Origin of the sequence: Streptomyces sp. NPDC102259 (assembly GCF_044766465.1) — a bacterium.
Taxonomy (GTDB): Bacteria; Actinomycetota; Actinomycetes; order Streptomycetales; family Streptomycetaceae; genus Streptomyces.
Map to the genome: position 1 here is coordinate 180,918 of NZ_JBIWMA010000010.1, position 25,492 is coordinate 206,409.

25 protein-coding genes are annotated in these 25,492 nt (G+C 71.0%); 23 read left to right on the plus strand and 2 right to left on the minus strand.

The window, feature by feature from the left end:
• Positions 1-33: 33 nt before the first annotated feature.
• A complete protein-coding gene (ftsY, locus tag ACIRPU_RS23735) occupies positions 34-1,239 on the plus strand; it encodes a signal recognition particle-docking protein FtsY (RefSeq protein ID WP_355705177.1) in 1,206 nt (401 codons plus the stop codon).
• Positions 1,240-1,397: 158 nt separating this feature from the next.
• Here the strand turns inward: ftsY and ACIRPU_RS23740 are convergent, their stop codons facing one another.
• Positions 1,398-2,054 carry a bifunctional DNA primase/polymerase gene (locus ACIRPU_RS23740; RefSeq protein WP_403870460.1) on the minus strand — a complete coding sequence of 219 codons (657 nt, stop codon included), beginning with the start codon at positions 2,052-2,054 and terminating at the stop codon, positions 1,398-1,400.
• Between the two features lie 446 nt (positions 2,055-2,500).
• Here ACIRPU_RS23740 and ACIRPU_RS23745 point away from each other — a divergent pair, with 446 nt between their 5' ends.
• The 5 genes from ACIRPU_RS23745 to ffh all read left to right on the plus strand — a co-directional run bounded on the left by ACIRPU_RS23745 (position 2,501) and on the right by ffh (position 10,161).
• Positions 2,501-3,985 carry a hypothetical protein gene (locus tag ACIRPU_RS23745; RefSeq protein WP_403870463.1) on the plus strand — a complete coding sequence of 495 codons (1,485 nt, stop codon included), beginning with the start codon at positions 2,501-2,503 and terminating at the stop codon, positions 3,983-3,985.
• A gap of 346 nt (positions 3,986-4,331) precedes the next feature.
• Positions 4,332-5,678, plus strand: a complete 1,347-nt coding sequence (locus tag ACIRPU_RS23750; RefSeq protein WP_355705174.1) for an ammonium transporter — start codon at positions 4,332-4,334, stop codon at positions 5,676-5,678.
• Complete coding sequence (locus ACIRPU_RS23755; protein ID WP_003997576.1) at positions 5,675-6,013, plus strand: P-II family nitrogen regulator; 339 nt, start codon at positions 5,675-5,677, stop codon at positions 6,011-6,013. The genes ACIRPU_RS23750 and ACIRPU_RS23755 overlap by 4 nt, the downstream gene beginning before the upstream one ends.
• Before the next feature lie 26 nt (positions 6,014-6,039).
• Entirely contained in the window at positions 6,040-8,487 is a 2,448-nt protein-coding gene (locus tag ACIRPU_RS23760; RefSeq protein WP_403870466.1) for a [protein-PII] uridylyltransferase, read from the plus strand.
• Between the two features lie 123 nt (positions 8,488-8,610).
• Positions 8,611-10,161, plus strand: a complete 1,551-nt coding sequence (gene ffh / locus ACIRPU_RS23765; protein ID WP_355705172.1) for a signal recognition particle protein — start codon at positions 8,611-8,613, stop codon at positions 10,159-10,161.
• A 113-nt stretch (positions 10,162-10,274) separates the two neighbouring features.
• On the opposite strand, the gene ACIRPU_RS23770 is transcribed toward ffh, so the two are convergent.
• Positions 10,275-11,156, minus strand: a complete 882-nt coding sequence (locus ACIRPU_RS23770) for a class I SAM-dependent methyltransferase (protein WP_403870469.1) — start codon at positions 11,154-11,156, stop codon at positions 10,275-10,277.
• Between the two features lie 199 nt (positions 11,157-11,355).
• Between ACIRPU_RS23770 and proS the strand changes: the two genes are divergently transcribed.
• The 17 genes from proS to whiG all read left to right on the plus strand — a co-directional run bounded on the left by proS (position 11,356) and on the right by whiG (position 25,490).
• Positions 11,356-12,771, plus strand: coding sequence for a proline--tRNA ligase (gene proS / locus ACIRPU_RS23775; RefSeq protein WP_403870472.1), 1,416 nt, complete (start codon positions 11,356-11,358; stop codon positions 12,769-12,771).
• A 261-nt stretch (positions 12,772-13,032) separates the two neighbouring features.
• Positions 13,033-13,629: a hypothetical protein gene (locus ACIRPU_RS23780; protein WP_351763478.1), complete on the plus strand. Its 597-nt coding sequence runs from the start codon at positions 13,033-13,035 to the stop codon at positions 13,627-13,629.
• Between the two features lie 286 nt (positions 13,630-13,915).
• On the plus strand, positions 13,916-14,335 hold the full coding sequence (gene rpsP / locus ACIRPU_RS23785; protein ID WP_403870475.1) for a 30S ribosomal protein S16: 420 nt from the start codon (positions 13,916-13,918) through the stop codon (positions 14,333-14,335).
• Between the two features lie 5 nt (positions 14,336-14,340).
• A complete protein-coding gene (locus ACIRPU_RS23790) occupies positions 14,341-14,580 on the plus strand; it encodes an RNA-binding protein (RefSeq protein ID WP_003973401.1) in 240 nt (79 codons plus the stop codon).
• A 105-nt stretch (positions 14,581-14,685) separates the two neighbouring features.
• A complete protein-coding gene (rimM, locus tag ACIRPU_RS23795) occupies positions 14,686-15,252 on the plus strand; it encodes a ribosome maturation factor RimM (RefSeq protein WP_403870478.1) in 567 nt (188 codons plus the stop codon).
• Positions 15,252-16,085 carry a tRNA (guanosine(37)-N1)-methyltransferase TrmD gene (trmD, locus tag ACIRPU_RS23800; protein WP_355705167.1) on the plus strand — a complete coding sequence of 278 codons (834 nt, stop codon included), beginning with the start codon at positions 15,252-15,254 and terminating at the stop codon, positions 16,083-16,085. Before rimM ends, trmD begins: the two co-directional genes overlap by 1 nt.
• Positions 16,086-16,222: 137 nt before the next feature.
• On the plus strand, positions 16,223-16,573 hold the full coding sequence (gene rplS, locus ACIRPU_RS23805; RefSeq protein WP_020128707.1) for a 50S ribosomal protein L19: 351 nt from the start codon (positions 16,223-16,225) through the stop codon (positions 16,571-16,573).
• 45 nt (positions 16,574-16,618) lie between these two features.
• Positions 16,619-17,353 (plus strand): signal peptidase I, encoded by a 735-nt coding sequence (gene lepB / locus ACIRPU_RS23810; protein ID WP_385561413.1) that lies wholly within the window; start codon positions 16,619-16,621, stop codon positions 17,351-17,353.
• Positions 17,346-18,446, plus strand: coding sequence for a signal peptidase I (lepB, locus tag ACIRPU_RS23815; RefSeq protein WP_403870482.1), 1,101 nt, complete (start codon positions 17,346-17,348; stop codon positions 18,444-18,446). The genes lepB (ACIRPU_RS23810) and lepB (ACIRPU_RS23815) overlap by 8 nt, the downstream gene beginning before the upstream one ends.
• Complete coding sequence (gene lepB, locus ACIRPU_RS23820) at positions 18,334-19,314, plus strand: signal peptidase I (protein WP_355705164.1); 981 nt, start codon at positions 18,334-18,336, stop codon at positions 19,312-19,314. Before lepB (ACIRPU_RS23815) ends, lepB (ACIRPU_RS23820) begins: the two co-directional genes overlap by 113 nt.
• Positions 19,315-19,436: 122 nt before the next feature.
• Entirely contained in the window at positions 19,437-20,213 is a 777-nt protein-coding gene (gene lepB / locus ACIRPU_RS23825; protein WP_355705163.1) for a signal peptidase I, read from the plus strand.
• Positions 20,203-20,739: an NUDIX hydrolase gene (locus ACIRPU_RS23830; protein ID WP_355705162.1), complete on the plus strand. Its 537-nt coding sequence runs from the start codon at positions 20,203-20,205 to the stop codon at positions 20,737-20,739. The genes lepB (ACIRPU_RS23825) and ACIRPU_RS23830 overlap by 11 nt, the downstream gene beginning before the upstream one ends.
• 56 nt (positions 20,740-20,795) lie before the next feature.
• Positions 20,796-21,104: a DUF2469 domain-containing protein gene (locus tag ACIRPU_RS23835; protein WP_005311352.1), complete on the plus strand. Its 309-nt coding sequence runs from the start codon at positions 20,796-20,798 to the stop codon at positions 21,102-21,104.
• A 117-nt stretch (positions 21,105-21,221) separates the two neighbouring features.
• Positions 21,222-21,599, plus strand: a complete 378-nt coding sequence (locus tag ACIRPU_RS23840; RefSeq protein WP_403870487.1) for a YraN family protein — start codon at positions 21,222-21,224, stop codon at positions 21,597-21,599.
• Between the two features lies 1 nt (position 21,600).
• The gene (locus tag ACIRPU_RS23845; RefSeq protein ID WP_403870490.1) at positions 21,601-23,226 is read left to right on the plus strand and encodes a YifB family Mg chelatase-like AAA ATPase; all 1,626 of its coding nucleotides are present in this window, start codon (positions 21,601-21,603) and stop codon (positions 23,224-23,226) included.
• Entirely contained in the window at positions 23,223-24,383 is a 1,161-nt protein-coding gene (gene dprA / locus ACIRPU_RS23850; protein WP_403870493.1) for a DNA-processing protein DprA, read from the plus strand. Before ACIRPU_RS23845 ends, dprA begins: the two co-directional genes overlap by 4 nt.
• Before the next feature lie 264 nt (positions 24,384-24,647).
• Complete coding sequence (gene whiG / locus ACIRPU_RS23855; RefSeq protein ID WP_403870496.1) at positions 24,648-25,490, plus strand: RNA polymerase sigma factor WhiG; 843 nt, start codon at positions 24,648-24,650, stop codon at positions 25,488-25,490.
• The last annotated feature ends 2 nt before the right edge of the window (positions 25,491-25,492 follow it).

Here is a 25,492-nt window from a genome sequence, read left to right on the forward strand (position 1 = left end):
CGGCGGGGAGGGGTCGCGCATACTGGACGGGTTATGGAAACCGTCATCCTTGCTGTAGTCATCGCCGTGGTCGTGCTCGGTGTGCTCGGCGGGCTCGTGGTCGGCAGCCGACGGAAGAAGTCGCTGCCCCCGCCGCCCCCCACCGCGCCCGACATCACCGCCCCTCCGGCCGAGCCGCACGTCGGCGACGAGGCCGAGACGCCGCGCGACGAACCGCGCCGCACGATAGAGGAGGTGGATCTTCCCGACGGCGGCTCGACCGGCACCGCCGTCGAGGAACCGCCCGTTCTCGAGGCTCCCGAGCTCGAGATCCCCGAGCCCACCGAGGGGCGGCTGATCCGCCTCCGCGCCCGGCTGTCCCGTTCGCAGAACGCCCTCGGCAAGGGCCTGCTCACGCTGCTCTCCCGCGAGCACCTCGACGAGGACACCTGGGAGGAGATCGAGGACACGCTGCTCACCGCCGACGTCGGCGTGCAGCCCACCCAGGAGCTGGTCGAGCGGCTGCGCGAGCGCGTGAAGGTGCTCGGTACCCGCACCCCCGAGGAGCTGCGCGCCCTGCTGCGCGAGGAGCTGCTCAAGCTGGTCGGCACCGAGGTCGACCGCACCGTGAAGACCGAGCCCGAGGAGCGCAAGCCGGGCATCGTGATGGTCGTCGGGGTCAACGGCACCGGCAAGACCACCACCACCGGCAAGCTCGCGCGCGTGCTCGTGGCCGACGGGCGGACCGTCGTCCTGGGCGCCGCCGACACCTTCCGGGCCGCCGCCGCCGACCAGCTCCAGACCTGGGGCGAGCGCGTCGGCGCCCACACCGTGCGCGGCCCGGAGGCGGGCGACCCCGCCTCCGTCGCGTTCGACGCGGTGAAGGAGGGCAAGGAGATGGGGGTGGACGTCGTCCTCATCGACACCGCGGGGCGGCTGCACACCAAGACCGGGCTCATGGACGAGCTCGGCAAGGTCAAGCGGGTCGTCGAGAAGCACGCACCGCTCGACGAGGTGCTGCTCGTCCTCGACGCCACCACCGGGCAGAACGGTCTCGTCCAGGCCCGGGTCTTCGCCGAGGTCGTGAACATCACCGGCATCGTCCTGACCAAGCTGGACGGCACGGCGAAGGGCGGGATCGTGGTCGCGGTCCAGCGCGAGCTGGGCGTCCCGGTCAAGCTGATCGGACTCGGCGAGGGCGCGGACGACCTGGCGCCGTTCGAGCCCGAGGCGTTCGTGGACGCCCTTATCGGCGACTGAGCGCCATTGCCCGCCGCCCACGGACCGCACACGGTCGGTACCACGACGGCGGTCGGCCGGGTCCGCGAGAGCGGCGCCGGTCCAGGCGTACGAATGCCGAAGCGCCCGCCCCCAGGTGCAGTGGGAGCGGGCGCTCGGCTGTCCGCGGGCCGTACGGCTCAGGCGCGCGAGCGGTGCGCCAGATAGGCCAGCGTGCCCAGCAGCAGGCGGGCCTCCGGTGGGCGGGTCGCCGAATCGAGCGCGGGTGGGCGCAGCCAGCGCACCGGGCCGAGCCCGCCGCGGTCGGAGGGCGGGGCCGTGATGTGCGTACCGGGGCCCAGGCCGCGCAGGTCCAGGGCGGTCGGGTCGTCCCACCCCGTGCGGTAGAGCAGGTCGGTCAGTTCGGCGGCGGCGCCGGGGGCGACGAAGAACTGGGTGCGGCCCTCGGGGGTGGCGGTGACCGGGCCGAGGGGGAGTCCCATGCGCTCCATCCGGACCAGGGCGCGACGGCCGACCGGCTCGGCGACGTCGATCACGTCGAACGCGCGCCCGACGGGCAGCATGACCGCGGCGCCCGGGAACTCCGACCAGGTCCGGCTCACGTCGTCGAGCGTGGCTCCGGCGGGCACCCGCGGGGCGAAGGCCAGGGGGTGCGCGCCGGGTGCGCGGCAGTCGGGGCCCCCGCACGAGCAGACGCCCGCCGCGGCCCGCGCGCCGGGCACCGCGTCCCAGCCCCAGAGTCCCGTGAACTCGGCGACGGCGGTGCACTCGGACGAGCGACCGCGCCTGCGCGCGCCGGAGCGGATCTCGCGAATGCCGCCGATCGTGAAGCCCATGCCCCCTCCAACGGTTCGACGCGCCGATGGTTACGCAGCGATCGTTCATCGTGACTCTGTGTGCTTCCGCTACCCGTCGACCGCTCGATCCAGGCAGCGCCTGGAATTGCTCCGGGTGGTGTGCGGGGCCGTGTGCGCCCCTGAATGCTTCGCTCCGCCCACTCCCGGCCGTCCTATGTCAAGTGAATCGCGTACGGGCCACCGGGAGTTCATCCGAAGGGGTGGCGAATGGTGGCGTTTCCGGGATCCTCGTGGCCGGAGCCGTGATCGTAGGATTACTTTGAGTGTGCGGGTCCTGGAGGCACATGCGCTTGTGGGTATGCCGGAGGCAAGTCGGCTTTCCGTTCGAAGGGTGACAAGTACCGTACGTCGGGCCGTATTTACCGGCATTCTGATAAGGCTTGGCGCACTCAGTGACAAGTGGTCTCAGGGATGGGGGCGTTCCAGTGAGCGGCAACGGCGGAAGCGGAATCAACGCTGCGGGTGTGGACAAGCGCCCGAACGAGCTGCTCTCTTCGTGGTTCGTCCGCAGCGGCTGGTCGAAGGGTGAACTCGCCCGTCAAGTCAACCGCCGCGCGCGTCAGTTGGGCGCCAACCACATCTCCACGGACACCTCGCGCGTGCGCCGCTGGCTGGACGGCGAGAACCCGCGCGAGCCCATCCCCCGGATCCTGTCGGAGCTGTTCTCCGAGCGGTTCGGCTGTGTCGTCTCCGTCGAGGAGCTCGGGCTGCGCGCCGCGCGCCAGGCACCCTCCGTGACCGGCGTCGACCTGCCATGGACGGCCCCGCAGACGGTGGCCCAGCTCAGCGAGTTCTCGCGCAGCGACCTGATGCTGGCGCGGCGCGGCTTCCTCGGGACCTCGCTGGCCCTGTGCGCCGGCCCGTCCCTCATCGAGCCCATGCAGCGCTGGCTGGTCCCCTCGCCGCCCGCCCCGCTCGAGGAGCCGGACTCGGTTCCGACCAGCCGGGCCCGCGGCCGGCTCTCCCGGCCCGAGCTGGATCTGCTGGAGTCCACCACCGTGATGTTCCGGCAGTGGGACGCCCAGTGCGGCGGCGGGCTGCGCCGCAAGGCGGTCGTCGGGCAGCTGCACGAGGTGACGGATCTGCTCCAGGAGCCCCAGCCCGAGTCCACCGCGCGAAGGCTCTTCAAGGTCGCCGCCGAACTGGCGGAACTCGCGGGCTGGATGAGCTACGACGTCGGGCTCCAGCCCACCGCGCAGAAGTACTTCGTCCTCGCCCTGCACGCGGCGAAGGAGGCCGGTGACCGGCCGCTCGGCAGCTACGTGCTGTCCAGCATGAGCCGCCAGATGATCCACCTCGGCCGGCCCGAGGACGCGCTGGAACTGATCCACCTCGCGCAGTACGGCAGCCGGGACTGCGCGAGCCCGCGCACCCAGTCCATGCTGTATGCGATGGAGGCCCGCGCCTACGCCAACATGGGGCAGCCCGGCCGGTGCAAGCGGGCGGTGCGGATGGCCGAGGACACCTTCGCCGAGTCGGACGAGTGGGACGAGCCGGACCCCGACTGGATCCGCTTCTTCTCCGAGGCCGAGCTCTACGGCGAGAACAGCCACTCGTTCCGCGACCTCGCCTATGTCGCCGGCCGCAGCCCCACCTACGCCTCGCTGGCCGAGCCCCTGATGCGCAAGGCCGTGGAGCTGTTCGAGGGCGACCACGACCACCAGCGGTCGTATGTGCTGAACCTGATCGGCATGGCCACGGTGCACCTCCTCCAGCGCGAGCCCGCGCAGAGCGCCACCCTCGCCACACAGGCCATGAAGGAGGCCAAGAAGGTGCGCTCCGAGCGCGTCAACACTCGTATCCGAAAGACGGTCGACAGCGCCGTACGCGATTTCGGGGATCTCTCCGAGGTCGTGGACCTGACCGAGCGGCTCACCATCGAGCTGCCGGAGACGGCCGAAGCGGTCTGATCCGGCCGATCCACAGAGCAGGACCCAGCAGAACCCAGGAACTCCGGCCGCGGCCGGCCCTCCCGAACTGCCCGACTCGGCTCCCCCAGCCAGGTCATTCGGAAGGCCGCCCGCGGCCGGTTTGTTGCGTTCTCCGAAGGTTGCGCCACGATAACGATCCACTCGACGAACATCTGCCAGTTCATCGAGGCGTAACGCACAAGGCACCTTCGTCACAGCGGCGAAACAACGAGGGGCTTCGACCGAAACCGCGCTGCGCGAATCTCATGGCGCATAACCGGCCCACCCCTCACGACCCGCTCTGGCTTCGCCCGCACGGGGCCGTACCTACGACGAGGAGACGCCGATGGCACAGGCCGCCATCACGCTTGCGGCGGACGCACCCACGCTGTCGTCCGCGAACACAGGCTTCATGCTCATCTGTTCCGCCCTGGTACTGATCATGACCCCGGGCCTCGCCTTCTTCTACGGAGGCATGGTCCGCGTCAAGAGCACGCTCAACATGCTGATGATGAGCTTCATCAGCATCGGGATCGTCACGATCCTGTGGGTGTTGTACGGCTTCTCCCTCGCTTTCGGCACCGACTCCGGCAGCCTCATCGGCTGGAACTCCGACTGGGTGGGCCTCAGCAACATCGGCCTGACGGAGCTGTGGGACGGCTACACCATCCCGATCTTCGTGTTCATGGTCTTCCAGATGATGTTCGCGATCATCACGCCCGCCCTGATAAGCGGTGCCCTCGCCGACCGCGTCAAGTTCTCCGCGTGGGCGCTGTTCGTCGCCCTGTGGGTCACGGTCGTCTACTTCCCGGTCGCGCACTGGGTCTGGGGCGCCGGCGGCTGGGCCTTCGAGCTGGGTGTCATCGACTTCGCCGGTGGTACGGCGGTGCACATCAACGCCGGTGCCGCAGCCCTCGGCGTGATCCTCGTCATCGGCAAGCGCGTCGGGTTCAAGAAGGACCCGATGCGTCCGCACAGCCTGCCGCTGGTCATGCTCGGCGCCGGTCTGCTGTGGTTCGGCTGGTTCGGCTTCAACGCGGGCTCGTGGCTCGGCAACGACGACGGCGTCGGCGCGCTGATGTTCGTCAACACGCAGGTCGCCACCGCCGCCGCCATGCTGGCCTGGCTCGTCTACGAGAAGATCCGCCACGGCGCGTTCACCACGCTGGGCGCCGCCTCCGGCGCGGTCGCCGGTCTGGTCGCCATCACCCCCTCGGGTGGTGCGGTCACCCCGCTCGGCGCGATCGCCGTCGGCGCCATCGCCGGTCTGCTGTGCGCCATGGCCGTCGGCCTGAAGTACAAGTTCGGCTACGACGACTCGCTCGACGTCGTCGGCGTCCACCTGGTCGGCGGTGTCGTCGGCTCCCTGCTGATCGGCTTCTTCGCCAGCGGCAAGGGCCAGTCCACGGCGACCGGCGTCTTCTACGGCGACCACTCCTTCGACCAGCTGTGGAAGCAGTGCGCCGGCGTCTTCGCGGTGCTCGCCTACTCGCTGGTGGTCTCCGCGATCCTCGCCTTCCTCCTCGACAAGACCATCGGCATGCGGGTCTCCGAGGACGACGAGGTGGCCGGCATCGACCAGGCCGAGCACGCCGAGACCGCATACGACTTCAGCGGGGCCGGTGGCGGCGTCCGCACGACCGCCCTCCCCCCGACCGCGGTCACCGACGCGAGCAAGAAGGTGGACGCATGAAGCTCATCACCGCCGTCGTGAAGCCGCACCGGCTCGACGAGATCAAGGAAGCCCTGCAGGCCTTCGGCGTCCACGGCCTGACGGTCACCGAGGCCAGCGGTTACGGTCGTCAGCGGGGACACACCGAGGTCTACCGCGGCGCCGAGTACACGGTCGACCTCGTTCCCAAGATCCGCATCGAGGTGCTGGCCGAGGACGACGACGCCGAGCAGCTGATCGACGTCATCGTCAAGGCCGCACGAACCGGCAAGATCGGTGACGGCAAGGTCTGGTCCCTTCCGGTCGAGACGGCCGTACGGGTCCGCACCGGCGAGCGCGGCCCGGACGCGCTCTGACGGCAGAACAGAACAGGAGTCACTGGGTGACGAGTACGGACGTGCGCAAGGATGCAGAGGACTCGGGACCCAGCGGCTACGCGGCGGCCCGGCTGCGCCTCCTCACCGAGGGGGCGCGGTCCGGGCCGCCGCGCCGTTCCGCCCTCGCGGAACTGACCGACGACTGGCTGTCGGGGCTCTTCACGGCGGGCACCGAGGACCTGAAGGGCGTGTCCCTGGTCGCCGTCGGCGGCTACGGCCGGGGCGAGCTGTCCCCGCGCAGCGACCTCGATCTCCTCCTTCTGCACGACGGCGCCGACCCCAAGGCGGTCGCCGCCCTCGCCGACCGGCTCTGGTACCCCGTGTGGGACCTGGGCCTCGCCCTGGACCACTCCGTCCGCACCCCGGCGGAGGCCCGCAAGACCGCCGGGGAGGACCTCAAGGTCCAGCTCGGCCTCCTCGACGCCCGCCACCTCGCCGGCGACCCCGGGCTGACCGCGGGACTGCGGACGGCCGTGCTCGCCGACTGGCGCAACCAGGCGCCCAAACGCCTCCCCGAGCTCCAGGAACTCTGCGCCGAGCGCGCCGAACGTCAGGGTGAGCTCCAGTACCTCCTGGAGCCGGACCTGAAGGAGGCGCGGGGCGGCCTGAGGGACGCCACCGCGTTGCGGGCCGTCGCCGCCTCCTGGCTGGCCGACGCGCCCCGCGAGGGCCTCGACGACGCCCGGCGCCGGCTCCTCGACGTGCGGGACGCCCTGCACCTGGCCACCGGCCGCGCCACCGACCGCCTGGCCCTCCAGGAACAGGACCAGGTGGCCGTCGAGCTCGGCCTGCTGGACGCCGACACGCTGCTGCGGCAGGTGTACGAGGCGGCCCGCGTCATCTCGTACGCGAGTGATGTCACCTGGCGCGAAGTGGGGCGCGTGTTGCGGTCGCGCGCCGTGCGTCCGCGGCTGCGCGCCATGCTCGGGGGCGGCAAGCCCGTCACCGAGCGCTCTCCGCTGGCCGAAGGGGTGGTGGAGCAGGACGGCGAGGTGGTGCTCGCCCGTGCCGCCCGCCCCGAACGCGACCCCGTGCTCCCGCTGCGCGCCGCGGCCGCCGCCGCGCAGGCCGGCCTCCCGCTCTCCCTGCACGCCGTACGGCGCCTCGCCGCCACCGTGCGCCCGCTGCCCACGCCCTGGCCCGCCGAGGCCCGCGAGCAGCTCGTGACCCTGCTCGGCTCGGGCCAGCCCACCATCGAGGTCTGGGAGGCGCTGGAGGCCGAGGGCCTGATCACGCGGCTGCTGCCCGACTGGGAGCGGGTGCGTTGCCGCCCGCAACGCAACGCCGTGCACATCTGGACCGTCGACCGGCATCTCATCGAGACGGCCGTGCGCGCCTCCGAGTTCACCCGCCGGGTCAGCCGCCCCGACCTCCTCCTGGTCTCCGCCCTGCTGCACGACATCGGCAAGGGCTGGCCCGGAGACCACTCGGTCGCGGGCGAGATCATCGCCAAGGACGTCGCCGCCCGGATCGGCTTCGACCGCGCCGAGGTCGCCGTCCTCTCCACGCTCGTACGGCATCACCTGCTGCTGATCGAGACGGCCACCCGGCGCGATCTGGAGGACCCGGCCACGGTCCGCTCGGTCGCCGACGCGGTCGGCTCGCAGAGCACCCTGGAGCTGCTGCACGCGCTCACCGAGGCGGACGCGCTGGCCACCGGTCCCGCCGCCTGGTCCTCCTGGCGAGGTTCGCTCGTGGCGGACCTGGTCAAGCGGGTCGGGGCGGTGCTGGCCGGGGACGAGCCCGAAGAGCCCGACGCCGCCGCGCCCACCGCCGAGCAGGAACGGCTCGCCATCGAGGCGGTCGCCACCAGCAGCCCGGTGCTGGCCCTGCGCGCCCAGACCGAGCCCCCGACGGAGGACCGGCCGGCGGACGACCCCGAGCCGCTCGGCGTGGAACTGCTCATCGCCGTGCCCGACCAGGCGGGCGTGCTGCCCGCGGTGGCCGGTGTCCTCGCCATGCACCGGCTGACCGTCCGCACCGCCGAGCTGCGCGCCCTGGACCTGCCGAGCGGTGTCGAGGGCTCCGTCCTGCTGCTGAACTGGCGGGTCGCCGCCGAGTACGGCTCCCTGCCCCAGGCGGCCCGGCTGCGCGCCGACCTCGTACGCGCCCTGGACGGCTCGCTGGACATCGCCGGACGGCTCGCGGAACGGGACGCCGCCTACCCCCGCCGGCGGGGCGTGGTCGCGCCGCCGCCGCGTGTGACGGTCGCCTCGGCGGCCTCTCGGCACGCCACGGTCATCGAAGTACGCGCGCAGGACGCGCCGGGGCTGCTGTTCCGGATCGGACAGGCCCTGGAGGACGAGGGTCTGCGGGTCCGCAGCATGCACGTCTCGACCCTCGGCGCGAACGCCGTGGACGCCTTCTACGTCACCGGAGCCGAGGGCGCGCCACTGCCCGCAGACGAGGCCGCCTCGGTGACCCGCAAGCTGGAGGAGACGCTGCGGGCGTGACCGTGTGCCGCGTGGCACGCGTCCCCGCCCGCTGAAATACAGCAGGCGGGGACGAATGTCTTGCGCGGCCGGATACCCTGGAAGACGCTCAGACTGCCCCCGACTCCGAGGACCGACGCCGCCGTGTTCGATACTCTCTCCGATCGCCTTTCAGCGACCTTCAAGAACTTGCGCGGCAAGGGGCGCTTGAGCGAAGCGGACATCGACGCCACGGCGCGCGAGATCCGCATCGCGCTCCTCGAAGCCGACGTGGCTCTGCCGGTCGTCCGCACGTTCATCAAGAACGTCAAGGAACGTGCCCTCGGGTCCGACGTCTCCAAGGCGCTCAACCCCGCCCAGCAGGTCCTGAAGATCGTCAACGACGAACTCGTCACGATCCTCGGCGGCGAGACCCGACGGCTGCGGTTCGCCAAGCAGCCGCCGACCGTGATCATGCTGGCCGGCCTCCAGGGCGCCGGTAAGACGACCCTCGCCGGCAAGCTCGGCCGCTGGCTGAAGGAGCAGGGCCACTCGCCGCTGCTCGTCGCCTGTGACCTCCAGCGCCCCAACGCCGTCAACCAGCTCAGCGTCGTCGCCGAGCGCGCCGGCGTGGCCGTGTACGCCCCGCAGCCCGGTAACGGGGTGGGCGACCCGGTCCAGGTCGCCAAGGACTCCATCGAGTTCGCCAAGGTCAAGGTCCACGACATCGTGATCGTGGACACCGCCGGCCGCCTCGGCATCGACGCCGAGCTGATGCGGCAGGCCGCGGACATCCGCGACGCCGTCTCGCCCGACGAGATCCTCTTCGTCGTCGACGCGATGATCGGCCAGGACGCCGTCAACACCGCCGAGGCCTTCCGCGACGGCGTGGGCTTCGACGGTGTCGTGCTGTCGAAGCTCGACGGCGACGCCCGCGGTGGCGCGGCCCTGTCGATCGCCTCGGTGACCGGCAAGCCGATCATGTTCGCGTCGAACGGCGAGAAGCTCGACGAGTTCGACGCCTTCCACCCTGACCGGATGGCCTCCCGCATCCTCGACATGGGTGACCTGCTCACCCTGATCGAGCAGGCGGAGAAGACGTTCAGTCAGGAAGAGGCCGAGAAAATGGCCTCGAAGCTGGCGTCCAAGAAGGGCCAGGACTTCACCCTGGACGACTTCCTGGCCCAGATGGAGCAGGTCAGGAAGATGGGCAGCATCAGCAAGCTGCTCGGCATGCTGCCCGGCATGGGCCAGATCAAGGACCAGATCGCCAACCTCGACGAGCGTGACGTCGACCGCACGGCCGCGATCATCAAGTCGATGACCCCGGCCGAGCGCCACGAACCGACGATCATCAACGGCTCGCGCCGCGCCCGTATCGCCAAGGGCTCCGGTGTCGAGGTCAGCGCGGTGAAGGGCCTGGTCGAGCGGTTCTTCGAGGCCCGCAAGATGATGTCCCGCATGGCCCAGGGCGGCGGCATGCCGGGGATGCCGGGGATGCCGGGCATGGGCGGCGGCGCCGGCCGCCAGAAGAAGCAGCCGAAGCAGGCCAAGGGCAAGCAGCGCTCCGGCAACCCGATGAAGCGCAAGCAGCAGGAGCTGGAGGAGGCCCAGCGCCGCGAGGCCCAGGCCCAGGGCGGCAACGCCCTCGGGCTGCCGCAGCAGGGCGCCCAGGACTTCGAGCTGCCGGACGAGTTCAAGAAGTTCATGGGCTGAGGATCGGAATCCGGCCGAGATCGGGTCCGTTCCACGCGCCGAGGGCGCCCCTCACCGCGAGGGGCGCCCTCGGCGCATGCCGGGGTGCCCGCGACGTGGGAACCCGGTGCGCCTCAGGGAGTCCGCGCGATCAGGTACCGGAACACGTTCGGCATCCACACCGTCCCGTCCGCGCGCCGGTACGGGTGCAGCGCCTCGGTCAGCTCCTTGTCGACCTGCGCCTGGTCCGTCGCCGCGATCGCCGCGTCGAACAGCCCGGTGGACAGCAGGCCCTTGAGGGCGCTCTCCACGTCGGCGTACCCGAAGGGGCAGGCCACCCGCCCCGATCCGTCCGGCTTCAGACCGGCCCGCCCGGCGACCTCCTCCAGGTCGTCGCGCCGCGCCGGGCGCAGCCGGACCGTGCCGCCGCGCAGCGGATCGGCCAGCTTGACCGCGACCCGCAACACCGCGGACGTCGCGCAGCGTTCCGGCGGACCCCAGCCGACGAGCACCACGGGCGCCCCGCGCGCGGCGAACGGCCTCGTGGCCGCGAGCAGAGCGCCGAGCCCGTCCGCGTCGCCCGCGAGACATCCGATCGGCTCGAACGCCGTCACCACGTCGTACGCGCGCGTGCCCGCGCCGACCACGTCCTTCGGCAGCCGGTCGGTGAGCCGGATGCCGCCCCCGTCCCCGCGCGGGCCCGCGGGCCCCCTCCCGGGCTCCTTCGGCAGCAGACGTTCGCGCGCGAGGGTCAGCCGTTCGGGGGAGGAGGGTTCGACACCGGTGAGGGCCGCAGCGCCTCGGGAGGCCGCCATCAGCAGGGCGAGCCCGGAGCCGCAGCCGAGGGCGAGGAGCCGGGTGCCGGGCCCTACGACGAGTCGCTCGTAGACGGCCTCGTAGAGCGGGACCAGCATCCGCTCCTGGATCTCCGACCAGTCACGCGCGCGTGCACCCGGGTCCGCGCGGGGCGTCGGCCCCGCGAGTGGTAGGTGCTGCCGCACGAGCGTAGGTGTCATGGATAAGCGCCCCAATCCGCCGAGAGTTGCCGCAGTTTCCGATCAGGTGGCCCCCGTGCAGTGCGCTCGCACTTCCCCCGTATGCCAGGTAACTCCCCGTACGCGGCGGCGTCCAGAGGTCTCGGGCACCCCTTTGCGCACTCGCTGTGCCTGTGGCGAGAATTCACATCCCGGCAACCTGGGGCCGTACCATCGCGCCATGGCAAAGGCTCCCGTTCTCACCCCGCGGGCGGACGACTTCCCCCGCTGGTACCAGGATCTGATCAACAAGGCCGAACTGGCCGACAACGGGCCGGTGCGCGGCACCATGGTGATCCGACCGTACGGTTACGGACTGTGGGAGCGGATGCAGGCGGAGATGGACGCCCGCATCAAGGAGACGGGCACCGAGAACGCGTACTTTCCGCTGCTGATCCCGCAGTCCTACCTCACCCGCGAGGCGGACCATGTCGAGGGATTCGCGCCCGAGTTGGCCGTGGTGACGCACGGGGGCGGCAAGGAGCTGGAGGAGCCGGCGGTCGTCCGGCCCACCTCCGAGACCATCGTCAACGAGTACTTCTCCAAGTGGGTGCAGAGCTATCGCGACCTGCCCCTGCTGATCAACCAGTGGGCCAACGTGGTCCGTTGGGAGCTGCGACCCCGCCTCTTCCTGCGGACGTCCGAGTTCCTCTGGCAGGAGGGGCACACGGCGCACGCCACCTACGAGGAGGCCCGCGACTTCGCCGCGCGCATCCAGCGCGAGGTCTACGGCGACTTCCTGGAGAACGTCCTCGCGATCGACTTCGTCTCCGGCCGCAAGACGGTCAAGGAGCGCTTCGCGGGCGCCGTCAACACCCTCACACTCGAGAGCATGATGGGCGACGGCAAGGCCCTCCAGATGGTCACCAGCCATGAGCTGGGCCAGAACTTCGCCAAGGCCTTCAACACCCGCTACCTGTCGAAGGAGGGCACCCAGGAGCTGGTCTGGCAGACCTCCTGGGGTTCGACGACCCGCATGATCGGCGCCCTGGTGATGACCCACGGCGACGACGACGGTCTGCGGGTGCCGCCGCGGCTGGCGCAGGTCCAGGTCGTCGTCCTCGCGATCAAGGGCGACGAAGCGGTTCTGGCCAAGGTCCACGAGCTGGGCGACCGGCTGAAGGCGGCCGGGCTCCGCGTCCGGGTCGACGACCGCACCGACGTCCCCTTCGGGCGGCGCGCGGTCGACTGGGAGCTCAAGGGCGTGCCCGTCCGCGTCGAGATCGGCCCCCGTGACCTGGAGAACGGCACCGCGATGCTGGCCCGCCGCATCCCGGGAGGCAAGGAGCCGGTGGCGATCGACGCGCTCGTAGGCATGCTGCCCGTCCTCCTCGAGGAGGACCAGGCGCTGCTGCTGAAGCAGTCCCGCGAGCGCCGCGAATCCCGCACCACGGACGTGTCGACGATCCAGGAGGCGGCCGAGGCGGCCGTCGCCGGCGGCTGGGCGCGCATCCCGTGGGCGACGCTCGGCGAAGAAGGCGAGGCCAGGCTGGCCGAGCAGTCGCTGACCGTACGGTGTCTGATCGCGGAGGACGGGTCGGTGCCGGACGACGGGGACGCCCCCGGTAACGTCGCGATCGTCGCACGCGCTTACTGAGGCAGCGCCCTCCGCTCGCGAGAGCGACCGAAACGCCTCTTGCGCCCCTGCGGAACATCCCTACCCCGGCGCGCGGACCTCGTCTACGCGCCGGGTCGTACGTGGGCCTACGCACCAGCTTGGTAGGAGCTGTGAGGCTTCTCCGCAGATCAGCGCACCCGCCCTCGTCAGGACGCATCAGCGGCAACTGACGGGTACGTGCAAATTATTTGGGATGGCCCGGAATAGGAACACTGGGGCACCCCCGCTCGTTGTCATTACGTGAGCACGACACAGACACCACCTGTTCTCGCCGCAGAACTGGCAGAGGCGTGGGCCGACATTCAGCGGTACCACCCCGAGCTGCCGGATCTTGCCGCGCCAGAGTCCCTGATCGGGGAGTCGTCGTCCGCCTGCGGTCACGAGCTCTCCTTCGAGCGACTGCTTCACGAGGCAGTCCATGGCATCGCCGCCGCCCGTGGCGTCCGCGACACCTCCCGCGCCGGCCGCTACCACAACCGCAGATTCCTCGCGATCGCCGAGGAGCTGGGGCTGGACCACCCCGAGGAACCCCACCCCAGCAGCGGTTTCTCCCTGGTCACGCTCAACCCCGAGGCCAAGCGGCGCTACCGCCCGACGATCGAGCGCCTCCAGCGGGCCCTCAAGGCCCACCTGGCGGCCACCTCCGCCGACACCACCCGTACCTTCCGCGGCCCGGCGGCCCGGCACGGCTCCTCCGGCGGCGGCGTCAGGGTCAAGGCCGTGTGCGACTGCGGCCGCAATGTGCGGGTCGTGCCGTCCGTCCTCGCCCAAGCGCCGATCGTGTGCGGGGGCTGCGGCAAGCCGTTCCGGATCCCGGAGATCGCGGGCGCGGCCTAGGCGCTTGCCGTCATGCACCGGCATCTCGTGGCTGCCGGTTCAGCGTGGTGCGGGGGGCCGTCGAAGGCGGCGCCCCGCAAGCGCCGGGCGTCGCTGCCGCATGCCCGCAGACCACCCGCGGCCGGAAGGGGCCCGCGCGGTGTGGCACAATGGCTAGCTGTACTCGACAGTCGCACAGGACCCCTCTCTCCTCCGGCTGACGCGTCCATCGGGCACTCGGGTACCGCAACCCCACGCGGCCATCTCGCCGTGCCCAACCACGTCAAGACCAGGAGACACCACTTCCGTGGCAGTCAAGATCAAGCTGAAGCGTCTGGGCAAGATCCGCGCGCCTCACTACCGCATCGTCGTCGCCGACTCCCGCACCCGTCGTGACGGTCGTGCGATCGAGGAGATCGGCAAGTACCAGCCGACGTACCACCCGTCCATCATCGAGGTCGACGGCGACCGCGTGGCGTACTGGCTGAGTGTCGGCGCGCAGCCGACCGAGCCCGTGCTCGCCATTCTGAAGAAGACCGGCGACTGGCAGAAGTTCAAGGGCGAGCCCGCCCCGGCGCCGCTGCTCGTCGCCGAGCCGAAGAAGGCTCGCCCGGTGTTCGAGGCCCTCGGTGGCGACGACTCGGGCAAGGGTGAGGCCATCACCCAGAAGAAGAAGGCTGAGAAGAAGGACGAGGCTGCCGCCGAGTCCGCGTCGACCGAGGCCTGAGCAGCATGCTCGAAGAGGCGCTTGAGCACCTCGTGAAGGGCATCGTCGACAACCCCGACGATGTGCAGGTCGCCTCGCGCAACCTGCGCCGCGGACGGGTGCTCGAGGTCCGGGTCCACCCGGACGACCTCGGCAAGGTGATCGGTCGCAACGGCCGCACCGCACGCGCTCTGCGCACCGTCGTGGGCGCCATCGGCGGCCGTGGCGTCCGCGTCGACCTCGTCGACGTGGATCACGTTCGCTGACGCGTTTCGCAGCACCGGCTCGGGCCGGGGAGGGCCACTGGGCCGTCCCCGGCCCGTAGTCGTTACGGCAGTCGTGACGACAGGTACGACAGGAGATCTTCAGAAGTGCAGCTCGTAGTCGCGCGGATCGGCCGCGCCCACGGCATCAAGGGCGAGGTCACCGTCGAGGTACGCACCGACGAGCCCGAGCAGCGGCTCGGGCCCGGCGCCGTCCTGGCCACGGACCCGGCCTCGACCGGCCCGTTGACCATCGAGACCGGCCGCGTCCACAGCGGTCGTCTCCTCCTGCGCTTCGAGGGGGTGCGGGACCGCACCGCCGCCGAAGCCCTGCGCAACACCCTCCTGATCGCCGAGGTCGATCCCGAGGAGCTGCCGGAGGAGGACGGCGAGTACTACGACCACCAGCTGATGGACCTGGACGTGGTCACCAAGGACGGCGCCGAGGTCGGCCGGATCACCGAGATCTCGCATCTGCCCTCGCAGGACCTCTTCATCGTCGAGCGGCCCGACGGCAGCGAGGTGATGATCCCCTTCGTCGAGTCGATCGTCACCGAGATCGATCTCGAGGAGCAGCGGGCCGTCATCGACCCGCCGCCCGGTCTGATCGACGACCGCGCCGAGATCGCGTCCTCACGGGACGAGGACGAGAGCGCGGACGGGGACCGGCCGTAATGCGCCTCGACGTTCTCACGATCTTCCCCGAGTACCTCGACCCGCTGAACGTCTCCCTCGTCGGCAAGGCACGCGCGCGTGGCCGGCTGGACGTACAGGTGCACGACCTGCGGGAGTGGACGTACGACCGGCACAACACGGTCGACGACACCCCCTACGGCGGCGGGCCCGGCATGGTCATGAAGACCGATCCCTGGGGCGACGCCCTCGACACCGTCCTGGCCGACGGCTACGAGCGGGGCTCACACGCGCCCGCGATCGTCGTCCCGACCCCCAGCGGCCGGCCCTTCACCCAGGAGCTGGCGGTCGAGCTCTCCGAGCGCCCCTGGCTGATCTTCACCCCGGCCCGCTACGAGGGCATCGACCGGCGGGTCATCGACGAGTACGCCACCCGGATCCCCGTCTACGAGGTCTCCATCGGCGACTACGTCCTGGCCGGCGGGGAGGCCGCCGTCCTGGTCGTCACCGAGGCCGTGGCGCGACTCCTGCCCGGTGTGCTCGGCAACGCCGAGTCCCACCGCGACGACTCCTTCGCCCCCGGCGCCATGGCCAGCCTCCTGGAGGGCCCCGTCTACACCAAGCCGCCCGCCTGGCGCGGCCGGGAGATCCCCGAGGTGCTGCTCAGCGGGCACCACGGGAAGATCGCCCGCTGGCGCCGCGACGAGGCCCTGCGGCGCACGACGGCCAACCGGCCCGACCTGATCGAGCGCTGCGAGCCGAAGACCTTCGACAAGAAGGACCGCGAGATGCTCTCCATCCTGGGCTGGACGCCCGACCCGGAGGGTGCGCCGTACGGTCGATTTTGGCGCAGGACCGACAGCGTGGAAGAATAGGCCGTTGTTGTGCGCCGTCCGGTGTGCGCCCCTGCCGCAGGGGGACACGACGCCCGCCTCGACGGGCACACGGCACTCAATCCTTGAACATCTAGTTCCGTTGATGACCTGTGGCATCAGCGAAGAAAGCAGACGAAATGTCTCACCTGCTCGACTCTGTCGACGCCGCGTCGCTGCGCAGCGACGTCCCGGCCTTCCGCCCGGGTGACACCGTCAACGTCCACGTCCGCGTCATCGAGGGCAACCGCTCCCGTGTGCAGCAGTTCAAGGGCGTAGTCATCCGCCGCCAGGGCGCCGGTGTCCGCGAGACCTTCACGGTCCGCAAGGTCTCCTTCTCCGTCGGCGTCGAGCGCACCTTCCCGGTGCACACCCCGATCGTCGAGAAGATCGAGCTCGTCACCCGCGGTGACGTGCGTCGTGCCAAGCTCTACTACCTCCGTGAGCTGCGCGGCAAGGCCGCGAAGATCAAGGAGAAGCGCGACAACTGAGCGCCCTCGGGAGTTCATAGAGCGGCCGGATAGCATCTGGCCCCGATGGACACCGAAGCTCAGCCGACGACGGAGCGCGACCGCTCCTCCCACCCTTCCGTTCCGGCGGACGTCTCCCAGGAGACGGCCCCGGAGGCGGAGGGACCGGAGGGACGGTCGCGTTTCGCGTTGGTGGCGCGGATCACGGGGTGGCTCCCGGGTGGCCGGATCAGTCTGACCTTGCTGATCTGCCTGCTGTTTTTGCTGGTCCTCAACGCTTTCGTGGTGCAACCGTTCCAGATTCCCAGCGGATCCATGGAAAACGGATTGAGGATCGGCGACCGCGTTCTCGTAAATAAGTTGGCGTACCGTTTCGGTGCCGAGCCGCGGCGCGGCGATGTCGTCGTGTTCGACGGCGCCGGGTACTTCGGGAACTTCGACTACATCAAGCGCGTCGTGGGTGTAGGGGGAGATCACGTGGTCTGCTGCGACAAGGAGGGGAGGATCAAGGTGAACGGCCGGTCGGTCGACGAGTCGACGTTCCTGTATCCCGGCGACCGTGCGTCCACGGTGGACTTCGACGTGGACGTGCCCGACGGCACCCTGTTCGTCCTCGGTGACCACCGCAGTCACTCCAGCGACTCCCGGGACCACCTCGGCTCACCGGGCGGCGGCATGATCCCCGTCGACCGGGTGATCGGCCGCGCCGACTGGATCCTCTGGCCCTACGCGCACCTCACCCACCTGTCCCGCCCGAGCGCCTACGCGCGCGTGCCCGGCGCGGAGGGTGCCCATGGGTAACCGCGGCAAGCCGCGCGGCATCCCGACCAGCGCCGCGGACAACCTGCTGCCCACCGGCGCCCGACGCACCTCCAGCTCGGGCGGTGGCGGCCGCACGCGCGCGGAGCGGCGCAAGCTCCAGCGCAAGGTCAAGCGCAAGCGCAGGCGTTCGGCCGTCCGCGAGATACCGCTGCTGGTCGGTGTCGCCGTCCTGATAGCCCTGGTCCTGAAGACCTTCCTCGTGCAGGCCTTCGTGATCCCGTCCGGCTCCATGGAGCAGACGATCCGGATCGGCGACCGTGTCCTGGTCGACAAGTTCACCCCGTGGTTCGGCTCCAAGCCCGAGCGCGGGGACGTCGTCGTGTTCAAGGACCCCGGCGGCTGGCTCGACGACGAGCAGACCACCACCAAGAAGGAGGACCCGGTCGGCGTCAAGCAGATCAAGGAAGGGCTCACCTTCATCGGTCTGCTGCCGTCCGACGACGAGAAGGACCTCATCAAGCGGATCGTCGGGGTGGGCGGCGACCGCGTCGTGTGCTGTGACACGCAAGGGCGGGTCACCGTCAACGGCGTACCCCTGGAGGAGGGGGCGTATCTGTATCCCGGCAACGACCCCTCCAGCACGTCCTTCGACATCACCGTCCCCCAGGGGCGGCTGTGGGTGATGGGCGACCACCGGGCCAACTCCGCCGACTCCCGGGCCCATCAGAACACCGACTACGGCGGCACCGTCTCGGAGGACGAGGTGGTGGGGCGGGCCATGGTCATCGCCTGGCCGCTGGGGCACTGGGTCCGCCTCAAGGAACCGCAAACTTTCGCATCCGTCTCGGGCTCGGCCGCCACGGCGACCGCGGCCGCCCAGCTGTCGCATAGGGTTGCTCCCGGCGATCCGAACGGATCGATTCGACAACTCCCGACCCCTGCGGAACTCCCGCTCGTTATGGGAGTGGTGGTCCTGCGCCGTACGTGGGGCAGGCAGCGGCACAGAGTGAGGAGTTGGCGTGGGGGATGTGGCGGTTGGCGCACGGTCCGGGCACGACGGCGAGGAGCACCGCGGTCATCCTGTGGAAGCAGCCGACCCGGCTTCCGACAGCGCCGTGACCTCCGGGAGTGACCCGGCGGCGGGCGGCGACGGCCCGCCGGCGGACGAGCCGCCCCGGACCGGTGGCGAGGGGTCGGGAGGCCCGGCCCCGAAGCCGAAGAAGCCCCGCTCCTTCTGGAAGGAGCTGCCGATCCTGATCGGCATCGCGCTCGTCCTCGCGCTGCTGATCAAGACGTTCCTGGTGCAGGCGTTCTCCATCCCGTCCGCCTCGATGGAGAACACCCTCAAGGAGGGTGACCGGGTCCTCGTCGACAAGCTGACCCCGTGGTTCGGGTCCGAGCCGGAGCGCGGCGAGGTCGTCGTCTTCCACGACCCCGACAACTGGCTGGCGGGCGAGGCCACGGCCGATCCCAACGCCTTCCAGACCGTCCTCAGCTGGATCGGCCTGATGCCGTCCGCCGAGGAGAAGGACCTGATCAAGCGGGTCGTCGGCGTCGGCGGCGACACCATCTCGTGCAAGGGCACCGGCCCGCTGACGGTCAACGGCAAGGCGCTGAACGAGCCGTACGTGTACCCCGGCAACACCCCGTGCAGCCAGGACGACCAGGGCGGCCAGTTCACCGTGAAGGTGCCCAAGGGCTTCATCTGGGTCATGGGCGACCACCGGCAGAACTCGCGCGACTCGCGCTACAACCAGTCCGACAAGAACCACGGCATGGTGCCCGTCGACCAGGTCGTCGGCCGTGCCGTCGTCAAGGCCTGGCCGATCACCCGCTGGGGCACGCTGCCGGTGCCGGACACCTTCGACCAGGACGGTCTGAACACCCAGTCCGCGGGGTCCGCGGCGCTGACCGTCGCCCCGCAGGGCCTCGCCTTCGTCGGCGTCGTCCCGGTGGTCCTGTGGCGTCGTCGGCGCACGGAGGACTCCGCGGCCCGCTGACCTTCCGGCTTCCGCGCCGGCCGCCACTCGGCAAACCCTTTCCCAAGCTTGTGACCAAGGCTCGGGAAGACCGGCGAAGAAGGGCTGACCCGGTTCGGTACCGCCGGGTAGGGTGCGGATCCATGGGTGGCGAGAGCACTACGCGTACGGCCCCGCACAGTGGCGGTGGCACCAGCAGTGGCCCGGTGGGCAGCCGGACCGGACAGCGTCTGTCCGGACTGGCCGTCGCACTGGGCCTCGTGCTGTTCCTCGGCGGATTCGGCTGGGGCGCCCTGATCTACCGGCCGTACACGGTGCCCACCAGCTCCATGAGCCCGACGATCGCCGCCGGCGACCGGGTGCTGGCCCAGCGCGTCGACGGTGACGAGGTGCGCCGCGGGGACGTCGTCGTCTTCACCGACAAGACCTGGGCGAGCAACGCGCCCGTGGTCAAGCGGGTCGTCGCGGTCGGCGGCGACACGGTCTCCTGCTGCACCGACGGCAAGCTGACCGTCAACGGCAAGCAGATCGAGGAACCGTATCTGCCCGCGGGCAGCCTCGCCGAGAACAAGAACATCCCGACCGTGAAGGTTCCGGACGGCAGGCTCTTCCTGCTCGGCGACGAGCGGGAGGGCTCCCTGGACTCCACCGCCCACCTCACGGACGCGGCGCAGGGCACGGTCGCGCGCAGCGCCGTCGCGGCCCGGGTCGACGCCGTCGTCTGGCCCATGAACGGCATGCTGGAGCGCCCCACGGGCTTCACGACGCTCGGCGCCCTCTCCCAGCCGGGCCCGCTGGGCACGATCGGCTGGCTGATCGTCGCCGGTGGCGTGCTGGTCCTCGGTGGCGCGGCGTACGGTCCGATCGCCAAGCGGACGTCCGGCCGCCGCGCCCGGCCGGGGGCGGCCGGTGCCCGCTGACACCACGGACGAGCCGACCGGCGCGGGCGTCGACTCCTACGAGGGCGGGCTGCGCAAGGTCGCCAGGGTCGTCCTCCTCGACCCGCAGGACCGCATCCTCCTGCTGCACGGCCATGAACCGGACGACCCCGCCGACAACTGGTGGTTCACCCCCGGCGGCGGTGTGGAGGGCGACGAGACCCGTGAGGAGGCGGCTCTGCGGGAACTCGTCGAGGAGACCGGCATCACCGAGGTCGAGCTCGGCCCGGTGCTGTGGCGGCGGATGTGTTCCTTCCCGTTCGCGGGCCGCCGCTGGGACCAGGACGAGTGGTACTACCTGGCCCGTACGACGGTGACGGCGACCCGTGCCACGGCCCTGACCGAGCTGGAACGGCGCAGTGTCGCCGGAGCGCGCTGGTGGACGTGTCAGGAACTGACCCAGGCACATGAGACGGTGTATCCGACCAGACTCGCCGAGCTGCTGCGCAGGCTGCTCGACGAAGGTCCTCCGGCCGGACCCGTAACCCTGGACACGGAAATCGTCTAGGGGCGCGCGGGACTGGCGCACAATGGGGAGATCGCACGGCTGAAGGGGAACATGCCATGAGCGCCGAGGACCTCGAGAAGTACGAGACCGAGATGGAGCTGAAGCTCTACCGGGAGTACCGCGATGTCGTCGGTCTGTTCAAATACGTGATCGAGACCGAGCGGCGTTTCTACCTCACCAACGACTACGAGATGCAGGTGCACTCGGTCCAGGGCGAGGTGTTCTTCGAGGTGTCGATGGCGGACGCCTGGGTGTGGGACATGTACCGGCCGGCCCGGTTCGTGAAGCAGGTGCGGGTGCTCACGTTCAAGGACGTGAACATCGAGGAGCTCAACAAGAGCGATCTGGAACTTCCGGGGAGCTGATCCCCGTCGTGGAGCGCCCGTGCGGGTGACGGGGTTATCCACAGCCGTCGGGTTCTCCACCAAGATCCTTTCCGTGGCGGCGGATGCGTGAGCGTGGGTGCCGGAGGTGGTGCCCACATGAACACGTACACGGATCTGGCCCGAGGCGCACTCGGCAGGTACGGCGAGGAACTGGCCGCACGGCTGCTGGCCGAGGCCGGGATGACGGTCCTGGAGCGCAACTGGCGCTGCGGCAGGACCGGTGAGATCGACATCGTCGCCAGGGACGGAGACGTCCTGGTCGTCTGCGAGGTGAAGACCCGCAGCGGCGGTGGATTCCAGCACCCGATGGCCTCGGTGACGCCCGAGAAGGCCGAACGCCTGCGCGGCCTGGCCGAGCGGTGGATCCAGGCACACGGAGGAGCCCCGCCGGGCGGCGTCCGCATCGATCTGGTCGGCGTCGTCCTGCCCCGCCGCGGGGCGGCCGTCGTCGAGCACGCGCGGGGGGTGGGCTGAGATGGGCTTCGCGCGTACGTGCTCGGTGGCGCTGGTGGGCGTCGAAGGGGTCGTCGTCGAGGTGCAGGCCGACCTCGAACCGGGAGTGGCGGCGTTCACGCTGGTGGGGCTGCCGGACAAGAGCCTGACCGAGAGCCGGGACCGGGTACGGGCGGCGGTGGTGAACTCGGGCGGCGAATGGCCGCAGAAGAAGCTCACCGTCGGCCTCAGCCCGGCATCGGTGCCCAAAGGCGGCAGCGGCTTCGACCTGGCCATCGCCAGCGCCGTGCTCGGCGCGGCCGAACGGATCGACCCGCGGGTGCTCGCCGACATCGTCATGATCGGAGAGCTCGGCCTGGACGGACGGGTGCGTCCGGTCCGGGGCATCCTGCCCGCCGTGCTGGCCGCGGCCGACGCCGGATACGAACAGGTGGTCGTACCCGAGTGCGCCGCCGCCGAGGCGGCGCTGGTGCCCGGCGTGTCCGTGCTCGGGGTGCGCAGCCTGCGACAGCTGATCGCCGTCCTCGCCGACGAACCGGTCCCCGAGGAGGAACCGGACGAGGCGGGCCGCCCGGATCCGCTCCTGGCCGGCCTGCGGATGCCCGGCACGGGAGCGGCCACCGGGATGCACAGCATGGGCGCCGCCCATCTGGACCAGGAGCACGACCTCGCGGACGTGGTCGGACAGAGCTCGGCACGGACCGCCGTGGAGGTGGCCGCGGCCGGCGGACACCACCTCTTCCTGGAAGGACCGCCCGGGGCCGGCAAGACCATGCTCGCGGAGCGCCTGCCTGCCGTGCTGCCCCGACTGAGCCGGCAGGAGTCCCTGGAGGTCACCGCGGTCCACTCGGTGGCCGGGCTGCTCCCGCCGGGCAAACCCCTCATCGACGTGGCCCCGTACTGCGCCCCGCACCACTCGGCCACCATGCAGTCGCTGGTCGGCGGCGGGGCCGGGTTCGCCCGACCCGGGGCCGTCTCGCTGGCCCATCGGGGAGTGCTCTTCCTCGACGAGACCCCCGAGTTCGGCAGCCACGCCCTCGACGCCCTGCGGCAGCCCCTGGAAGCCGGGCACGTGGTGATCGCGCGCAGCGCCGGAGTGGTGCGGTTCCCGGCGCGGTTCCTGATGGTGCTCGCGGCGAACCCCTGCCCGTGCGGCCGGTTCTCGCAGCGGGACACCCAGTGTGAGTGCCCGCCCTCGGCGATCCGCCGTTACCAGGCGCGGCTCTCCGGGCCGCTGCTCGACCGGGTCGACCTGCGCGTCGAGGTCGACCCGGTCAGCCGGGCCGACCTCGCGCACCGCGGTCCCGGAGGCGAGTCGACGGCGATCGTCGCCGACCGGGTCAGGGCCGCCAGGGAACGTGCGGCGGCCCGGCTGGCGGGCACCCCCTGGCGGACCAACAGCGAGGTGCCGGGGCGGGAGCTGCGCAACCGCTGGCATGCCGGCGTCGGAGCCATGGACGAGGCGGAGCGCAGCCTGGAGCGGGGGGTGCTGACCGCCCGGGGGCTCGACCGGGTCCTGCGCGTCGCCTGGACCGTGGCCGACCTGCTCGGTCACGACCGGCCCGGCACGATGGACGTGAACCTGGCCCTCCAACTGCGCACGGGGGTGCCGCGCGGTGTGCCGATGGCCCTCGGGGCCCTGACGTGAGCGGCGGCGGCGAACCGGCCGACGAGCGGCTCGCCCGGATTTTCCTCGGGCGGGTCCTCGAGCCCGGCGACGAGGTGGGCGGGCAGTGGGTGCGGGAGCGGGGCGTGCCGGAGGTGGTGCGGCGGCTGCGGGAGGACGGCGAGCCGCTGCCGGGGGTGACAGCGCGGCGCTGGGCCGGCTTGCGGGCGCGGGCCGGGCAGGCCGAGCCGGAGCGGGATCTGGCCGTCGCGCGGGAGGCCGGGGTGCGGTTCGTGTGCCCGGGAGACGCCGAGTGGCCGGGGACGCTGGACGAACTCGGGGACGCCCGGCCGCTCGGGCTCTGGGTGCGAGGGCGGCCCAGTCTGCGGATGTGGGCGCTGCGGTCGGTCGCCGTCGTCGGCGCCCGCGCCTGCACCGAGTACGGCGCCCACATGGCGGCCACCCTCTCCGCGGGCCTCGTCGAACAGGGCTGGGTGGTGGTGTCGGGCGGCGCCTACGGGGTGGACGGCGCCGCCCACCGGGGAGCCCTCGGCGCGGGCGGCGCCACCGTCGCCGTCCTCGCCTGCGGGGTCGACCAGCCCTACCCGCGCGGCCACACGGCGCTGATCAACAGGATCGCCCAACAGGGGCTGGTGGTGGGTGAGTTGCCGCCCGGCGACCATCCGACCCCGAGCAGGTTCATCCTGCGCAACCGGGTGATCGCCGCGCTCACCCGGGGCACGGTCGTCGTCGAGGCCGCCTACCGCAGCGGCTCCCTGGTCACGGCTCGGGCGGCCCTGCGGCTGGGCCGGCACACGATGGGAGTGCCTGGGCCGGCCACGAGTGGTCTCTCCGCCGGTGTGCACGAACTGCTGCGGGGAGAGGCCGTGCTGGTCACCGATGCCGCGGAGGTCGTCGAACTGGTCGGTGACATGGGCGAGCTGGCCCCCGACCGGCGTGGCCCCGCGCTGCCGAGAGATCTGCTGGAGCCGGCGGCCCGGCGGGTCCTGGCCGCGCTGCCCGCCCGCAGACCCGCGGCGGTCGACGAGGTCGCCCGCGAGGCCCGGACCACACCGGACGACGCGATCGCGAGACTGTACGAACTCAGAGCGCTCGGCTACGTCGAACGACACGGCGACGGCTGGAAGTTGACACGCCAGGCGGTGGTCTCCGTTCGAGGGGGTCGACGCCCGTGTTGACCCTGGGTGTTCGGCCGTCCGGGGGAACGCCGAAAGCCTTGAAGATTCCGGCAGTTGACCCACCCTCGGGGCCGACCGCCGTGACCGCCGTGACCCTGGAGTGCGTCCAGCGGAACGTATCTGCGTACCGGTCCGGGCACGGTCTTCGCGCACCGCGACACTCCAGTCACGCTACGCTCACGAGGATTCCGGCACAGACCGGCACCTCTGCACCACGCGGTACCCACCTCACGCACTTCACGGCAGAACGGCACAAGGCGACGAATGCCCCAGCACACCTCCGGGTCCGACCGGGCGGCGATCACCCCAGCCGCCCGTGACGGTGGCAGCGTGCGGCCGCCCGCTCCCTCGACGCTCGACGAGCTGTGGCGGTCGTACAAGGGGACGGGGGACGAACGGCTGCGGGAGCAGCTGATCCTGCACTACTCACCGCTGGTGAAGTACGTGGCGGGCCGGGTGAGCGTCGGCCTGCCGCCCAATGTGGAGCAGGCCGACTTCGTGTCCTCCGGGGTCTTCGGACTGATCGACGCGATCGAGAAGTTCGACATCGAAAGAGAGATCAAGTTCGAGACCTACGCGATCACCCGGATCCGTGGCGCGATGATCGACGAGCTCCGGGCGCTGGACTGGATCCCGCGGTCGGTGCGACAGAAGGCGCGCAACGTCGAGCGGGCCTACGCGACGCTCGAGGCGCGGCTGCGGCGGACCCCCTCGGAGTGTGAGGTGGCCGCCGAGCTGGGTATCGCGGTGGACGACCTGCACGCCGTGTTCAGCCAGTTGTCGCTGGCCAACGTGGTGGCACTGGAGGAGCTGCTGCACGTCGGAGGTGAGGACGGGGACGGCCTCAGCTTCCTGGACACGCTGGAGGACACCGCCGCGGACAACCCCGTGGAGGTGGCCGAGGACCGGGAGCTCAGACGGTTCCTCGCGCGGGCGATCAACACACTGCCCGACCGGGAGAAGACGGTCGTCACGCTCTACTACTACGAGGGCCTGACGCTCGCCGAGATCGGGAACGTGCTGGGCGTGACCGAGAGCAGGGTCAGTCAGATCCACACCAAGTCCGTCCTCCAGCTGCGCGCGAAACTGGCGAGCTTCGGCCGCTGAAC